Genomic DNA, 16,590 nt, shown 5'->3' on the forward strand with positions numbered 1-16,590 from the left:
CACATCAGCGCGAACGCGGCACGCTCGTGGATGCGCGCACAACCAGTTCGGGCGGCGAGGCGATGCGCATCGGCACGCTGGCCGTTGGGCGACCCCCCTGTCCATACGACGACTCGATCAGCTCACGCAACAGCGATACCGCAAGTTCGGCGACTTCGACCGTCGGCACGGCGACCGTCGTCAACGCGGGGCGCGATTCGCGCGCGAGTTGAATGTCGGTGATGCCGATCACGGACAGGTCCGTTGGCACGTTCAGGCCGAGGTCGGCGGCGGCGTGCATCGCGCCGAGCGCGGGCAGGTCGTTGGTGACGAAGATCGCGGTGAGCTTCGGATCGCTTTCGAGCAACGCGCGTGCCGCTTCGTAGCCACCCTGGATCGTATCGGCCGCATGTTTGACACGGCCTTTCGGCGCGCCGCCGGCGCGCAGTGCATCGACGAAACCTTCGTAACGGGCCGCATGGATGCCCGACGCTTTGCTGCCCACAATCGCGCCGATCCGCCGATGGCCGAGCTCCAGCAAATGCGCGCCGGCCAGTTCGCCGGCACGCCGGAAATCGACCGCGACGCACGGCAACCCCGGCGGCTCGTTAGGCCGTTCCCACATGCACAGCACGACCGGCGTGCCGCGCGATTCGGTCGTATGAAGATCGGCGAAATCGAGGTTCGCGTTCGTCACGAGTACGCCTTCGGAGAGCGTGCCGGCGATCTGGTCGAGATACGCGCGGCCGGTGTGCGGATCTTCGTTCGTATTGCAGATGATCACGAAGTGGCCGCTCGTGCGCGCGGCGCGTTCGACGGCGAGCGCGAACTCCGGATAGAACGGATTGGCGATGCTCGACACCATCAGCGCGAGCGTCGGCGCGCGACCTTCGGCGAGGGCGCGAGCGGCGAGATGCGGACGGTAGCCGAGCGCTTCGACGGCCTCGAGCACGCGCTGCCGGGTGGTCGCGCCGACCCGGCCGCGATTGCGCAGCACGTTGGATACCGTGGCCGGGGTGACGCCGGCATGACGCGCGACTTCGCTGAGTGTGGGCATGATGTTTTCATTATTTGGGATGACTGCCCGACATTTGCATCACGCGCCAAGGCGCGGCACCATCTGTCGCACAGACAAAACGATCTCGGAGACAGGCAAGGCCCAAACGATCCCAAGCGATCGATTTTTTTCGGCCAAGCTGATTAAGCGCTTAATCTCCGACTTCGAGCCGATTAAATCACGGAGTCGATGCAATGGCGAGCATTTCGTTAAGAGGCGTGCAGAAGGCGTATGGCGACGGCGCCCCGGTGATCCGCGACGTGGATCTCGAGATCGGCGAAAACGAGTTCTGCGTATTTCTCGGTCCGTCCGGTTGCGGCAAGTCGACCTTGCTGCGCATGATTGCCGGACTCGAAGACCTGACCGACGGCGACCTCTCGATCGGCAACAAACTCATGAACGACGTGCCGGCCGCGCAACGCGGCGTGGCGATGGTGTTCCAGAGTTACGCGCTGTTTCCGCACATGAGCGTGTTCGAGAACATGGCGTTCGGGCTGAAGCTCGCAAAAACCCCCAAGGATGAAATAGACCGCAAGGTGCGCGAGGCCGCGCGCATTCTGCAACTGGAAGCACTGCTCGAACGCAAGCCCAAGGCGCTGTCGGGCGGCCAGCGGCAGCGGGTGGCGATCGGCCGCGCCATCGTGCGTGAGCCGGGTGTATTTCTGTTCGACGAGCCGCTCTCCAATCTCGACGCCACGCTGCGTGGCCAGACTCGCATCGAGATCGCGCGGCTGCACAAGCAGTTCGCCAAAGCCAGCGTGGTCTACGTGACGCACGACCAGATCGAGGCGATGACGCTCGCCGACAAGATCGTGCTGCTGCATGCCGGCAAGGACACCGAGCGCCACGGCAGCATCGCGCAGATTGGCGCGCCGCTCGAGTTGTACCACCGTCCGAAGAGCCGCTTTGTCGCAGGGTTCATTGGTTCGCCGCGCATGAACTTTCTGCCGGGAAGAGTGGCCTCGGTCGATGCGCAAGGCGTCACCGTCACGCTCGATCACACGCAAGAGACTGTGCGCGTGCCGGTGAACGGCGCGGGGCTGGAAACCTCGCAAGAGGTCACGCTCGGCGTGCGTCCTGAACACCTGGAATTTGTCGGTCCGTCTTCCGTCGCACCTAGCGACGCCGTGCTGACACGCACCGTGTCGCTCGTCGAACAACTCGGCGAACACAGCTATGTCCACCTCGATCAGCCCGGCGGCGCCGCGCTGATCGCCAAAGCGCCGGGCAATACGCGCCTCGCGCCCGGCGAGCGCGCGAGCTTGCGCGTGCCCCGTTCCGCCTGCCATTTATTTGCCGAAGACGGCTTTGCCGCCGCTTCGCTGGAATCCGTCGAACACTACGCATAGAGGATATTCGGATGCGCCTTGGAGTCTGTTATTACCCGGAACACTGGCCGGAGTCGATGTGGGAAGACGACGCTCGCCGGATGAAAGCCCTCGGCATCGAGCAGGTGCGGATCGCCGAATTTGCCTGGAGCCGCATTGAGCCCTCGCCGGGCGAATACGATTGGGGCTGGCTCGACCGTTCGATCGATGTGCTCGGCGCGGCGGGCCTGCAAGTGGTGATGTGCACGCCGACCGCGACGCCGCCCAAGTGGCTGATCGACCGCCATCCCGACATTCTGCCGGTCGGCGCCGATGGCCGTCCGCGTGCGTTCGGCTCACGGCGTCATTACGACTTTTCGTCGCCGTCCTATTTCGCCGCATCGCAGAAGATTTGCACGGCGGTGGCCGAGCGCTATGGCAAGCATCCGGCTGTCGCTTACTGGCAAACCGATAACGAGTTCGGCTGCCACCACACTGTGGTCAGTTATTCGCCGGCGGCTGTCGGGCGCTTTCGCGAGTGGCTGAAAGCGCGCTATCAAACCATTGACGCGTTGAACCGCGCCTGGGGCACCGTGTTCTGGAGCATGGAGTACCGCAGCTTCGACGAGATCGACGCGCCTGTAGCGACCGTGACGGAAGCGCATCCTTCGCATCGCCTCGACTACCGGCGTTTCGCCTCCGACGAAGTGGCGCGCTATAACCGCATGCAGGTCGAGATTATCCGCGCGCATTCGCCGGGGCGGCCGGTCGCGCACAACTTCATGCAACTCTTCACCGAGTTCGATCACTACAAGGTCGCCGCCGATCTCGACGTGGCTACGTGGGACAGTTATCCGCTCGGCGCGCTAGAAGAGCAATGGTTCGCGCCGGAGGTGAAGGCGCGTTGGCTGCGCAGCGGGCATCCGGACTTCGCGTCTTTCAATCACGACGTTTATCGTGGCATGTCGAAGCTGCCGTTCTGGGTGATGGAGCAGCAGCCGGGTCCGGTGAACTGGGCACTGTGGAATCCGGCGCCGCTGCCGGGCATGGTGCGGCTGTGGAGTTGGGAGGCGTTCGCGCATGGCGCGGGCTGCGTGTCGTATTTCCGCTGGCGTCAGGCGCCGTTTGCGCAGGAGCAGATGCATGCAGGCTTGAACACGCCGGACAACCGCCTGGACGTGGGCGGCAACGAAGCATCGCAAGTTGCCGCCGAGATTCGCGCGGTGCTCGCCGCGCATGCCGACGCCGACGCCGCGGTCCGTTCGAAGGTCGCGCTCGTCTACGACTACGAGGCGAAGTGGCTGTTCGAGATTCATCCGCAGGGAGCGGACTTTCACTATCCGCGCTTCGCCTTCGAATATTACTCGGCGTTGCGCGCGCTTGGGCTCGACGTGGACGTCGTGCCGGTCGACGCGCCGCTGGACGGCTATAGCCTGATCGTGGTGCCGCCGCTGCCGGTCGTGCCCGACGCGTTTGCGGAGCGTCTGGCGAGTTCGGGTGCGCAGGTCGTGCTTGGTCCGCGCACGGGTTCGAAGACCAAAGATTTGCAGATTCCGGCGAACCTGCCGCCCGGCGCGCTGGCTTCGGTATTGCCGTTGCGCGTGTGGCGCGTCGAATCGATGCGGCCGAACGTGACAGAAGCAGTGCGGCTCGCCGACGGCGAAGGTGCTAGCGGAGAAGACGGTTTCGCCCGTCACTGGCGTGATTTCATCGACACCGACGCGGCGGATTCGCTCGAGGTTCGGGCCCGATTCGGGGACGGCCATCCCGCGTATGTACACGGCGGCGCGTTCCACTACCTGGCGAGTCTGTTCGACGACGCGCTCACGGTGCGTCTGTTCGCGCGGATCGCACACGAAGCGGGACTCGAAACGATGCCGCTCGGCGACGGCGTGCGAGTGAGCCGCCGCGGTGCGCTGACCTACGTTTTCAACTACGGCGACGAAACGCATACGCTCACCGGCGTAGCCGACGACGCCTTCGTGTTCGGTTCGCACGCGATCGAACCGCAGGGCGTGGCCGTCTATCGATCATGATGACGACCTGATGCGCCGACGCAGTGTCCAACGAAATTCCATGCAGTAACGACAACGACGCAAAATCAAGGAATCAAGGAGACAGGCAACATGAAAATCAAACCACGCAAGATTCTGCTGGCACTCGCGCTGGCCGCCGCGGCGGTGGGGACGTCTGCCGTCAGCACGGCACAGGCGGGCACGCTCACGGCCAATATCGCGTTCAAGGGCGCGAGCCAGCGCGCGGTCTGGCAGTCGGTCATCGACGACTTCAAGAAGGCGCATCCCGGGATCGACGTGAAAGTGTCGTTCGTCGACGAAGAAGCGTACAAGGTGCAATTGCCCGGCTGGCTGACGACCGTCGCGCCCGACATCGTCAACTGGCATGACGGCGAACGCATGGCCTATTACGCGCAGCGCGGTCTTTTCGAAGACCTGAGCGGAGACTGGGCGAAGAACGGCTGGAACGAGATGTATGCATCGACCAAAGAGGCGTCGTCGTATAAGGGCAAGCAGTATGCCGCGCCGACCGTGTACTACTCGTGGGGCATGTTCTATCGCAAGGATCTGTTTCAAAAGGCAGGTATTAGCGGCGAGCCGAAAACGTGGGATCAGTTTCTCGAAGACTGCAAGAAGCTGAAGGCCGCCGGCATCACGCCGATCGCCGTGGCAGGCCGCGATTCGTGGACACTCGCAGGGTGGTTCGACTATCTCGACTTGCGTTTGAATGGCAACGCGTTCCATCAGAAGCTGATGGCGGGTGAGATTCCGTACACCGATCCGCGCGTGAAGAAGGTCTACACGACGTGGAAGCAATTGATCGATGCGGGCTATTTCATCGACAACTCGCTCTCCTACGATCTCGATTCGGTGCAGCCGTTCCTGTTCCAGGGCAAGGCCGCGATGATGCTGATGGGCACGTTCATTACCGCCGGTTTTCCGCCGAACGTGAAGCCGGAAATGAGCTACTTCCAGTTCCCGATCATCGACGCGAAGGTGCCGACCGCTGAAGACGGCCCGGTGGAGTCGCTGCACATTCCGTCGAAGGCGAAGAACAAGGCGGATGCGCACACGTTCCTGGCGTTCGTCGAGACGCCGGAAATCGGCGCGAAGCTGGCGACCGGTCTGGGCTCTCTGTCGGCCAACAGCAAGTCGCCGGAACCGGAAGATCCGATCTCCAGGATCGGCTTCCAGATTCTTGCGAACACCAAGGGCGGCATTGCGCAGTTCTATGATCGCGACATGACCAAGGAAATGGCCGACGAGGGCATGAAGGGGATGCAGCAGTTCATCTCCGACCCCACGAAGCTCGACGACGTGCTCGCGCAACTCGAGCAGACGCGCAAGCGGATCTACAAGAAGTGAGCGACGGCGGCCGCGGGGCCGTCTTTCGTTGCATTGAGTTGTATATGGACCGGAGGTAGCGCTATAGCGCTACCTCCATCGATAGCTTTGCATGGGACCAGAGTAAGTGCTCTGCATGGGACTGGAGTAACGCGCTAAAGCGCGAACTCCAGTCGACAGCTAAAGCGCCAACTCTGGTCGACAGCTTTGCATGGGACCAGAGTAAGCGCTAAAGCGCCAACTCTGGTCGACAGGAGAACGATCGTGTCGCATTCCGTCACCCGCCACACTGTGAGCGGTCCTGCTGAAGCCGGCGGCCCGGGCTTGCCCACGCCGGGCGGCGCCGTGCGCGGCGGCAAGCCGGCCAGTTCGCGGCGGCGCGGTCCGTCGCCCACCGCGCGCCGGCAGCGGCGCGCCGCTTTTCTGTTCCTCGCGCCGGCCTGCGTGATGGTGGCCGTCTACGTGGTGTGGCCGATCCTCTCCACGATCCGCCTGAGCTTTTTCAACTGGGACGGAATGAGCGAGCCGTCGTTCGTCGGACTCGCGAACTACGTCGAGTTATTTCATGCGCAGACGTTCTACACCGCGCTGAAGAACAACGTCATCTGGCTGCTGCTGTTCCTGCTCGCCCCGCCGCTGGGACTCGCCGTCGCGTTGTATCTGAATCAGGCAGTGGCCGGCATCCGTATCGTCAAATCGCTATTCTTTGCGCCGTTCGTGTTGTCGGGCGTGGTGGTCGGCTTGATCTTCTCGTGGTTTTACGACCCGACCTTCGGCCTGCTCGCGATGATTCTCGGTCACGGCGTTCCAGTACTCGGCGATCCGCGCTATGCGACGTTCGGGATCGTGTTCGCGGCACTGTGGCCGCAAACCGCTTATTGCATGATTCTCTATCTGACCGGGCTAACCTCGCTGAACGCCGAGCAGATCGAGGCCGCGCGCATGGAAGGCGCGCGCGGCTGGTCGATGTTGTGGCATGTGATCCTGCCGCAACTGCGGCCCACCACGTTCATGGCGATTGTCGTGACGATTATCGGCGCGCTGCGCAGTTTCGATCTCATCTCGGTGATGACGAGCGGCGGGCCGTTCGAAAGCTCGACCGTGCTCGCGTATTACATGTACGACCAGGCGATCAAGTACTACCGCATCGGCTATTCGGCGGCGGTGGCGGTCGTGCTGTTCGCCATCATGCTGGTGTACATCGTTTATCACTTGCGGCGGATGCTGCGCGCCGAGCAATAAGGAGCCGACCATGTTTCCGATTCCCATCGACAAATGGAAGCCGGCCACTCGCCGCATGTACAAATTGACGCTGCCGGTCGCGCTGCTGATCTGGCTGCTGCCGATGATCGCCGTGCTCGTCACGTCCGTGCGTTCAACGGAAGAATTGAGCGAGGGCAACTACTGGGGATGGCCGAAGCACTTCGCGATGTTCGATAACTATCGCGAGGCGCTGACCACGTCGCCCATGCTGCATTACTTCTGGAACAGCGTGTTGATCACGGTGCCTGCCGTGGTGGGTTCGATTGCATTGGCGGCGATGGCCGGCTTCGCTCTGGCGATCTACCGGTTCCGTGGTAATTCGACTTTGTTCGCGACCTTCGTGGCGGGCAATTTCGTGCCGGTGCAGGTGTTGATGATTCCGGTGCGAGATCTGTCGTTGCAACTCGGTCTGTTCAATACCGTCAGCGCGCTGATTCTGTTTCATGTGTCGTTCCAGACCGGGTTTTGCGCGCTGTTTCTGCGCAACTTCATCAAGCAGTTGCCATTCGAACTGGTCGAGGCGGCGCGCATCGAGGGCGCGAATGAATGGACGGTGTTCTTCAAGATCGTGCTGCCGTTGATCCGGCCCGCGCTCGCGGCATTGGCGATTCTCGTGTTCACGTTCGTCTGGAACGACTACTTCTGGGCGCTGTGTCTGACTCAAGGTGACGATGCCGCGCCGATTACCGTGGGCGTAGCCGCGTTGAAAGGGCAGTGGACCACGGCGTGGAATCTCGTGTCGGCGGGATCGATTCTCGCGGCATTGCCCTCGGTGGCGATGTTCTTTGCGATGCAGAAGCATTTTGTCGCCGGTTTGACGTTTGGGGCGACGAAGGGTTGAAGTGGTTGCGTGTCGTGTTGAGAAGGTTCGCCCGCGATAGCGGGCTTTTTTTTGATCGGCATGCCGAGCAGCGCAATGAGCGCGGCGCGCATTAGCGCGACAATCGATTTGCAGCTGACGGTCCGTTGAAGAAGCCAGGCCCGTACTGCCGGCAGCCAGCCTCGTGTTGCACATCGACCTCGGCGCGCGGGTTCAATATAGGCGGGCGTGGAAATATCGTGTAAGCACTTTTGAATCACGGCGTGTTCTCCCACCATCGCGGCATTTCGCGGCCGCTAATCTACCGCCATAGCTAGCGCAATCCCTGATTGCCTGGCAGCAGGTCGCGACATAGTCTCGTCGCGCCTGAGCCTGGTTATTTCCATGAACAGAGGCCCGGTATGTCTACCTTGAACATCGTTTTGTCCCGCGCTCTTCAACGTCTCGCAACGCCGTCCACATTGCTGTCGATCGGCATGCTGCTCGCAGGCGCCACGCTCGCTGTGGACGCGTCCGCGGCAAGCTTCAAGTGCACGAGCAAGTCGTCCGCATCGGAAAAGATCGTCTGTAAGGAGCCGGCGCTGTCGGCGCTCGACGATCGTCTTGCCGCCGCGTGGCAACGCGCGAAAGAGGCAACGCTCGATACGGCGGCGCTCGAAGCGGCACGTACGCATCAATGGCTCTGGCGTCAGTACAACTGCACCGATGAGGCTTGCGTGAAGAGCTGGTACGACCGCCGCATCGCCGAACTGGACGCCGACTACGTGCAGGCGAAGCAGGCGCGCCACGAAGCGTTCGACGCGTCGCTGGCCGGACAGAACCTCGCGCCTTCGGCCGCCGACGCGGTTCGGAAGATGAAAGGCGAGTCTGTTGCGAATGCGACGACCGGCAGTGCGCAGTAGTTGCCGGTGGTTAAGGCGCGGCGGCGGACACGATGCCTCGACGCGCTAGCTCACATTGAAATGCACGCGGACGTCCTGCTTGCTCTCGATCGGACGGCCGCCCTGCAATGCCGGAAAGAAGCGCCATTTGCGTAGGGCTTCGAGGAGAAGTTGGTTGAGACGTGGATTTTGAGTCGGCTTGAGCAGTTCGACATCGACCGAGCCGTCGACATGAATCGCGAAGCGCGCGGTCGCGACGGTTTGATACGCTTGCTCGCGTAGATCGTCGGGTAATTCGGGTAACGGTTGCGCGATAGAGCGCGCGGCTGTGTCGCCGGGAGAGAGCGTGGGTTGTGATGTGCTTTGTCGTTCCTCTTGGGAGTTAGGTGAACGCGCGGGGGACTCGGTGGACGCGGTGGGTTCATTGGGCGCGAGGATTCGAGTTGGCTGAACGTCCGGTGTCGGCTGCCGCGGTGCGCGTGCTTGAATGGGTTTCGGTGCAGCATGCTGACGTGGCTCGACCGGTCGCTGTGGCTTGACCGTGGGCACCGGTTCGGGATGCACTGGCGGCTGCGGATCGAGTTCCACCACGCGCATCTCTAGCGGCTTGTCTGGTGCCCGCTGCGGTGTCGTTGCGTCGAGCCAATGTCCAAGCGCGAGCAGAAACACGATCCAGACTACGAGGGCGACGACGATCGCCAGTACGATCCGAAGCGTCGGCGAATCATCGATTGAAGTGGTCGGACGCATCGCGCTATTCACGACGCACGGCGATCAGAAACCGCACCGCGCCGGCACGGCGTGCGGCGAGCATGGCCTGCACGACTGCGCCGTGGCCCGCTGCGTCGTCGGCGGCAATGACGACATTGGCGTCGGACCGCAGCAGTCGTTTCACCGTCGACTCGATCTGATCGGGGCGCACCGGCAGATGATTCACGAAGATTTCGTTGCGACTGTCGACTGAGATGGTTAGCGGCTCATGCTCGGCCATCTGTTGCGCGCGGCCCGCAGGCAGCGTCAGCTTGACGGCATCGAGCCGCTGCATAGCGAGCGATGCGAGCATGAACGTCGCCAGCAGAAAGAACATGACGTCGATCATCGGAATGATTTCGATGCGGCCACGTCTGGCCGCGCGCGAACGCTTGAACTTCACGACTGCGCTCCCGCGACGCTCGTGGCAAGACGTATTTCACCGAGCCGCGCAGTCGCGAACGATTCGAGTTCATCCATCAGGCGTTCAAGCCGGCGGGAAAAATAGTTGAACGCGAAGAGTGCGAACAGCGCGACGACGAGACCGATCGCCGTCGCCACCAACGATTGCGCGACGCCGCCGGTGACGCCGGCCGGATCGACGAGCCCCGTGCCGCCGAACAGTTGAAACGAATGCATCATACCGACGATGGTGCCGAGCAAGCCCAACAGCGGCGCCGCCGTGACGATCGTCTCCAGCACCCAGAAACCCCTGCTCATGTCGCGCTCGATCTGCGAAGCGATCGATTGCGCATTGGCTTCGCGCAGCCACAGCGGAACGGACACATCGGGCCGCCACGATGTACTCATACGTTTGAATGCGTTCTGACGCGGTGCATGACTTAATCCGTTGGCCATGTCGGTGGAAGATGCGGGCATGTGAATTTCATGCACGTCGTCGGTGCCCGGCGGCAGACGGCCGAAACGCAAAAACACGTAGGCGCGATCGAGGACGATCGCAACCGCCACAACAGCAAGTACCGTGAGCGGATAGATCACCCATCCACCCACGCGTACCGCCGCCAGAATATTCGTCCAATCTTGCATGAGCGACCCCGTTGCTGCGTGACAAATTTAGAAATGCTTGGTGATACCGGCGTAGACGGCGAAATGCGGGCCGTATTGCGGAGCGCCCACTCCGATGCCCGAACCGTCGCGCAACTCATAAACGCGGTTGAATGCATTGACGACCAGCAAGCGCGCGTCGAACTTGCCCACCAGGGGCTGGTTGAAATGCTGGATTACGCCGAGATTGATCTGCGCATAGACGGGCAGGTGATCGGTGTTGGCAAAGCCGCTTCGCAGGCCGCTACCCACCAGGCCGTCGAAGGTGAATGTCGTTCTGCCGAGGTCATACGTGCCGCCGAATGACGCGGTGATGCGTTGGTCGTGATCCAGATACACCCAATGGTCGTTGATGTAGGCAAGTTCGTCCGCTTCGAAATTGAACTGAGCCGAGTCGATCTGTTTGCCTTGCGCGCGGCTGTAGGCGAAGTTCAGATAGGCGGACGCGTTGTCCTGCTTGTAGTTCGCGGTGAACTCGAGTCCGTACACGCGTCCGTACTGATAGTTGAACGGCGTGAAGATGAGGGCGGAGCCGAACTGACCTTCGTCGAGCAGGTTAGTGGATTTTTTGTAGTAGGCGTCGATGCCGATCGTCACGTTCGAACCGAGACGCTGCGTGACGCCGAGGTCGAAATAGTGACTGCGTTCCGGTTGCACCTGATCGTTCTGACTCGACGGACTCTGGTTGGTGGTGCCGTTGAAGCGGCTGATGGTGGACCCTGACACCAGTTCGAATGCGGGCGGTGTGAAGTAGCGCGCGTAGCCGGCGTGAAAGGTGGTGGTCGGTGTCAGCGCATAGACTAGCCCGATGCGAGGACTCAACTGGCTCGCGCTGACGTACTCATCCATCCTGTCGTAACGCAGCCCGTAGTTGAGCGTGAGCTTGTCGGTGATTTTCCATTCGTCTTGCAAGTATGCGCTGTACAGGTAGCCGGTTTTGCTGCTCGAGTCGTGGATGTTGAAGGGCTGATCCGATAGCTGATTGCCGTCGGCATCGGCTGCGAAGACGTCGACGCTGTCGTCGAATACAGCGTGTTCCTGCTGGAAAAACAGGCCGGCGCGAATCGTATGCTTTTCGTTGAGTCGCCACGTGGTGTCGACTTGCGCACCGTTAGCCGAGTTGCTGTGAAAGTCCTGGGACGCAACGCCGTTGAAAAGCAGGTCGCCCACCGGATCGGGATTGAATTGCGTTCGCGTGTAACGGGTGAATAGCGCGACCTGATAGTCCAGGGCGCCGCCGTTGGTGCCTTGAAGCGCCAGCACCGCAAAATTGTTCAACTCCGATTGCGTTTCGTTCAACTGACTCGAATCGAACGTGTTGTTGCCGTTGAGCGTGAAATTGGTCTGCAGGCCGGGCGTGTTGGGAATTTCGAACTGGTTGCTCGTGGTGCCGAACATCAGGCTCACTCGCGTGATCGGATTGATGATGTATGACATATAACCGAACGCATCGCCCTGACGGGTGTGGTCATGCAGCGCGTTCGCGCTTGCAGTCGGATTCTCGATGCCGAGGTTGTTGACACCGAGCGAGCCGCTGAAGAAGTAGCTGAACGGACCTTGCGTGCCGAACACGTCGGCGCTGGTCTTGAGGGTCTGGTGGCTGCCGCCGAACACGTCGACGGTGCCGCCGTTGCCCGCGTCACCCGTCTTCGTGCGGATGTCCACGACACCGGCCGTGCGGTAACCGTACTGTGCCGGCAACGCGCCGGTCAGCAGATTGACCTGGTCGATGATGCGCGTGTCGAGCGCTTGCCCAAAACCACTGATCGGTTCAGGAATGATGATGCCGTTGATGCGGTACTGCAGGTTGGCGTGGTCTCCGCGCACGTGCAGTTGTCCGTATGAATCGCTGGCCACGCCGGGCGCCTGAAGCAGCACCTGATTCAGTGGCGTGTCCTGGCCCGCGGGTAGCGCTTCGATATCGGCCTGGCTGAAGCGGTACACGCTGCTGCCGGTTTCGGGCAACAACCCATTACGCGCTCTGTCCAGTCGCTTCGCGTTCACCTGAACGTCGAGTGTGCCGCTCTTCGCAAGACTAACGCTGACAGTGCTTTCCGCGCCGGGGCTCGTGGTGGCGATGCTGTTGCCACTTGCAAATCCCGGTGCGGTGACGGCGATCGCATAGGTGCCCGGGGTCAGGTGCGCGATGGAGAAGCGGCCTTCGGCGTTCGTTTTCGCCTCACTGACAGCGGCGCCGCTCGCGTTCTGCACCATTACCGTGGCGTTGTTGACGGGTTGGCCGGCTGCGTCTGTGACTGCGCCGGTTACTGAACTTTCGTCAGTCGCAGCATGGACACGGGCGGCCATGGCGAACAGCAGCAAAGCTGCAAAAGAGACGCGCGTGCGGATTTTCATCGTTATGTGTTCGAGTGTGTTGGCGACTGGGTGGGTGCGTTGCTCTGTCTTGGTCGACGGTTTTGCTGAGGCTGACGTGTGCTGCTGCGACTCGCGGGGTGGATCTCCTTTCAGCCGCGATAATCTTTTGCTTCGCCGCCGGAATGTTATATCATTACATTCGCGGAAAACAATGACAAATTGATGGCGCGTTGGTTTTGAGGCGTGGGATGAGATGGCGGGGGCAATTCACGGCTACGTGGTTAGCCGGTTTTGGGCAGCCGGCGTAGTTCAATGCGTCTTATTGGCCGTGGGTCTCGCGTGCCGGCTAATGCGGCGGGGGAGGCGGTTTTGATCGCGTACCGGACGCTTTTGTCGATTTGAGCAGGCAGCCGTTGCTCTCGCTGACGACGCGGTTCATTTCAGATGCGACGCAGTTCCAGCCGTGGGCGCTAAAGTTCAGGGTGTGGCTTGTTGACGAGCCACGAGCATCGCCACGCTGAGGGCAGCGTGGCGGGCAGAGAGCGATTGCCTTGTGAAATGACGCTCTTCGAATGGCTCGGGATTGTCGACACGGCAGTTCAGGACCGCGCGTGCTTCGCCGCGTCTTCAATGACGGCTGCCACTTCTTTCGGTCGCGATTCATAGACCGAGTGGCTTGCGCCCGGGATCACCGTCGTATGGCTGTGCGCGCGTGCGTAGTACCAGCGTTCGAGATCGGGGTTGATGATCTTGTCGTCGGCTGCCACGATGCCCCAACTCGGCTTGCTCGTCCAGGCCGCGACCGTTATCGGCGCCGAAAAGACTTTCGCGGCCGTCAGAATTTGCGCGTGCGATTCGAACTGCGCTTCCTTGAGTGGCAGATCGGCAGCGAAATCCTTCGGGAAATCCGCAGGATTCAGATAAGTGTATCCGTCGCCGGTCTTCATGATGGCGCCCGGTTGCTTCGATGTGTAGCTCGGCATGCCTTTGCCAAGGTCGCTTTCATCTTCGCCGACGGCCGGTGCGTGCGCGGCCACATACACCAGGCCCACCACTTTCGGGTGCACGCCGGCTTCGGTAATGACGGAGCCGCCGTAGCTGTGAGCCACGAGAATCGTCGGGCCGTCCTGCTGATCGAGCACGCGTTTCGTTGCGGCGACGTCGTCGTCGAGCGATGTCAGAGGTTCCTGCACGATGGTGACGTGATAACCGTCTTTGGTCAGCCTGTCATAGACCGGCTTCCAGCCCGAGCCGTCTACCCACGCGCCGTGTACGAGAACAATGTTGTGGACGGGCGCGGTTTGCGGTTGAGCGTCTTGCGCCATCGCGGCAGTAGAGGCGAAAAGGGCCGCTGACAACGACAAGGCCGTGGCGACGAGAGGCAAAACTTTCATGACATACTCCGGTTTATAAGTAAGAAATTATTTGTGGAAAGATGTTTTCAAATCGCTTTATAAAAGTAGGAATCCTGTTGAAATGAAGGGCGAAACAGGATTCCCGATACGTGTCATTCAGCTGCCGAAGTAGACATTGCAGAAACTGACGGGGCCGACGCAGCTGGAATCTGTCGACGCGTGCTTGCCCATGCCGGACGAAGAGTTGCCGTTCTGCGCCACGCCACCGTACGACGACTGTGTCGTTTGCGGAGCGGTCTGCGCGGCGACCTTTGCTTCGGCTGCCTGAATGGCAGCCGGATAATTAGCGTCGTCGCCAAGCGAAGGGTTGTAGCCAGCCTGTTCGAGGCGCACCAGATCGGCACGAACTTCAGCACGTGTGACGGGGCCATTCGATTGTGCGAAGCTCAAAACAGGGGCGGCCAACGTGCCGACGGCGAGAGCGAAACAAACAAGAGCTTTTTTCATGATAAAAATTCCTTGATAAATGCGATGAGTAGAGAGGCAACGATTGCCTGAAGAGTGCTGATTTAGCTGCCGAAGTACGGCGTGCAGAAGCCTGCGGGGCCGACACACTGCTGCGTGTTCGTGTGCATATGTTCTTTCGCTGAAGCTTGGGTGGCGAAACCTGCCGAAGCAAGAACGATCAGCGAGAGAATGACGGAAAGTTTGCTTTTCATTTGGATGCCTAACTAGTGAGAGATTGAAGATGCCTTGCGAATTAAGTGAAGCCACGTCTTTGCTTATCCACCAACATGACTCGCTTGCAATGAGAGCCGCGCGTACATGCCTGTTTCGTCACTACCGTGCAGCGTTTGTCGCTGTCTTGTAGGGGCGAACACATCGGGTCTCCTCTTATTCCAAATTTTTTTCGCTGTCGTATAGAAAAATTTGAGTCTTACATTTTCCTGAACGTTCGACGCGCGGACGACGGGTGTTCCTGCTGTCGAAGAAAAAACCGGTATCGCGGAAAGCCTTATCCAGTCGGGCTCCCAAACGTTTGCGCCGTTAAGTCTGACGATTACATTTATTAAAGCTTTGCGTTTTGCATGTCGTTATCCAGTCAAATAATCTGGACCATCGGACATGCGCGAGCTTCTACACGGCAAGCGCGGACGAGGAAATCGCTCTTCGGGGGGAATCATCTTGAATCACCAACGATCGCCATGGTCGCGTACAGCGGCTCCGGGCGAAGTCATCTATTCCGAGGGCTTTGCGGGCGACGCCGTCGTCTACGTCATTGCGGATGGCAAAGTCGAAATCTCCACCCAGTGCGACGAGAAGAAGGTGATTCTCGCCACGCTGGGTAAAGGTGAGTTTTTTGGCGAGGCGGCTTTGCTGCCGCCCGAACCACGAGCGCACACCGCGAAGGCACTGAGCTTCTGCCAGTTGACCGTCATCGCGGCGAACGTCGTGGAGGAGGAACTCGAACGCGTCTCGCCGTTGCTTCGCCATATCGTACGCACGCTGATCCGGCGGGTGAAAAAGAAGGACGATGTCCTCGCCACCAATACGCACGCGGACTTTCTGCCGGGTGTCGTGTCCTACGCGCATGTCCTTTCGCTGATGGCGGGCGGCGAGAATGCCGACAGGCAGGACGGCCGCATGCGTCGCGCGCAAGCGGAGGAATTCTCGGTGCCTCTGCCTGACGTAATCAGAAAGTGCCATGCCATCGCCGGCCATTCGCGTCCGCATGTGATGGCCATGCTCAAACGAATGGAGAAACTGAATCTCGTCTCGCTTGAACCCGGCCGGACCGATCGCCCGAGCACCGCCTCGGCGCGCTATTCCGCGCAGGACGGCGCAACGAGCCGGCAACTGGTCACCTTCGATCCCGTGCGAATCACCGAGCGTGCGCAACAGGTAGCGGACCACGATCTCGATCTCTCCATCAGCAGCGAACTGGAATTGATCGAACTGGACGACCTGGAAGCTTTGATTGGCGTCGAGAAGAAGGTGATTCTCAACAAGCTGTCCCACGCGGAAATCGCGGAAGACCTTTTTGCGTTTCGCAAGAGCAAGGTGTTGAATTACGTCGAGGAAAAAGGCATCAGCTATTTCTCGCGCCGCAATACCCGCGGTTTGACCGACCTGAAGTCGCTCGACGATCTGGAGTTTGTCGACCAGCGAACCTTGTTCGAAGCGGTGAGCGCGTTCGACACATACGACCTCGCGAAACTGCTTTCCGCCGTGACGGGCCAGCCGATCGCCGAGCGGTTGCTCTCGGTGATGACCGAGGCGAGAAAGAAAGAAGTGTCGTGGGTCATGCGTCGGGAGATCAAGATCGATCCACTCGAAATCGCCGAGATCGAAGAACGCTTTCTAGAGATCGTGCGAGCAATCAAAGCTCCGGCAGCCACGGCTGCGCCGCTTTCCAATCTGGACGCCTGACGCGCAAC

General features: G+C 60.7%; 15 protein-coding genes. 7 read left to right on the forward strand and 8 right to left on the reverse strand.

The genetic code is table 11. From position 1 onward, the window contains the following. Positions 1-4: 4 nt before the first annotated feature. A complete protein-coding gene (locus B0G75_RS04740; protein ID WP_106301101.1) occupies positions 5-1,036 on the reverse strand; it encodes a LacI family DNA-binding transcriptional regulator in 1,032 nt (343 codons plus the stop codon). A gap of 194 nt (positions 1,037-1,230) precedes the next feature. On the opposite strand from B0G75_RS04740, the gene B0G75_RS04745 reads away from it, so the two are divergent. The 6 genes from B0G75_RS04745 (at position 1,231) to B0G75_RS04770 (ending at position 8,687) form a co-directional block, all read left to right on the forward strand. After that, a complete protein-coding gene (locus B0G75_RS04745; protein ID WP_106301104.1) occupies positions 1,231-2,385 on the forward strand; it encodes an ABC transporter ATP-binding protein in 1,155 nt (384 codons plus the stop codon). An 11-nt stretch (positions 2,386-2,396) separates the two neighbouring features. Then, positions 2,397-4,379, forward strand: a complete 1,983-nt coding sequence (locus B0G75_RS04750) for a beta-galactosidase (protein ID WP_106301107.1) — start codon at positions 2,397-2,399, stop codon at positions 4,377-4,379. Positions 4,380-4,469: 90 nt separating this feature from the next. Beyond that, positions 4,470-5,723: an ABC transporter substrate-binding protein gene (locus tag B0G75_RS04755; RefSeq protein ID WP_106301110.1), complete on the forward strand. Its 1,254-nt coding sequence runs from the start codon at positions 4,470-4,472 to the stop codon at positions 5,721-5,723. Positions 5,724-5,966: 243 nt separating this feature from the next. Then, complete coding sequence (locus B0G75_RS04760) at positions 5,967-6,944, forward strand: carbohydrate ABC transporter permease (RefSeq protein ID WP_106301113.1); 978 nt, start codon at positions 5,967-5,969, stop codon at positions 6,942-6,944. A 10-nt stretch (positions 6,945-6,954) separates the two neighbouring features. Beyond that, entirely contained in the window at positions 6,955-7,806 is an 852-nt protein-coding gene (locus tag B0G75_RS04765) for a carbohydrate ABC transporter permease (RefSeq protein WP_012426475.1), read from the forward strand. A 380-nt stretch (positions 7,807-8,186) separates the two neighbouring features. Next, positions 8,187-8,687, forward strand: a complete 501-nt coding sequence (locus tag B0G75_RS04770; protein ID WP_106301116.1) for a lysozyme inhibitor LprI family protein — start codon at positions 8,187-8,189, stop codon at positions 8,685-8,687. Between the two features lie 45 nt (positions 8,688-8,732). Here B0G75_RS04770 and B0G75_RS04775 read toward each other — a convergent pair whose 3' ends face one another. The 7 genes from B0G75_RS04775 to B0G75_RS40505 all read right to left on the reverse strand — a co-directional run bounded on the left by B0G75_RS04775 (position 8,733) and on the right by B0G75_RS40505 (position 14,871). Then, positions 8,733-9,335: an energy transducer TonB gene (locus B0G75_RS04775; protein WP_258194221.1), complete on the reverse strand. Its 603-nt coding sequence runs from the start codon at positions 9,333-9,335 to the stop codon at positions 8,733-8,735. Positions 9,336-9,420: 85 nt separating this feature from the next. After that, positions 9,421-9,819: a biopolymer transporter ExbD gene (locus B0G75_RS04780; protein WP_106301122.1), complete on the reverse strand. Its 399-nt coding sequence runs from the start codon at positions 9,817-9,819 to the stop codon at positions 9,421-9,423. After that, a complete protein-coding gene (locus B0G75_RS04785; RefSeq protein WP_106301125.1) occupies positions 9,816-10,463 on the reverse strand; it encodes a MotA/TolQ/ExbB proton channel family protein in 648 nt (215 codons plus the stop codon). Before B0G75_RS04785 ends, B0G75_RS04780 begins: the two co-directional genes overlap by 4 nt. 27 nt (positions 10,464-10,490) lie before the next feature. Further along, positions 10,491-12,836, reverse strand: a complete 2,346-nt coding sequence (locus tag B0G75_RS04790; protein ID WP_106301128.1) for a TonB-dependent receptor — start codon at positions 12,834-12,836, stop codon at positions 10,491-10,493. 560 nt (positions 12,837-13,396) lie between these two features. After that, entirely contained in the window at positions 13,397-14,191 is a 795-nt protein-coding gene (locus B0G75_RS04795; protein WP_106301131.1) for an alpha/beta hydrolase, read from the reverse strand. Between the two features lie 117 nt (positions 14,192-14,308). Next, positions 14,309-14,659, reverse strand: a complete 351-nt coding sequence (locus tag B0G75_RS04800) for a DUF4148 domain-containing protein (protein ID WP_106301135.1) — start codon at positions 14,657-14,659, stop codon at positions 14,309-14,311. Between the two features lie 62 nt (positions 14,660-14,721). After that, entirely contained in the window at positions 14,722-14,871 is a 150-nt protein-coding gene (locus tag B0G75_RS40505) for a hypothetical protein (protein WP_181309163.1), read from the reverse strand. Between the two features lie 466 nt (positions 14,872-15,337). Between B0G75_RS40505 and B0G75_RS04805 the strand changes: the two genes are divergently transcribed. Further along, positions 15,338-16,582, forward strand: coding sequence for a Crp/Fnr family transcriptional regulator (locus B0G75_RS04805; protein ID WP_106301138.1), 1,245 nt, complete (start codon positions 15,338-15,340; stop codon positions 16,580-16,582). The last annotated feature ends 8 nt before the right edge of the window (positions 16,583-16,590 follow it).

Source organism: Paraburkholderia sp. BL18I3N2 (assembly GCF_003001875.1).
Classification (GTDB): domain Bacteria; phylum Pseudomonadota; class Gammaproteobacteria; order Burkholderiales; family Burkholderiaceae; genus Paraburkholderia; species Paraburkholderia phytofirmans.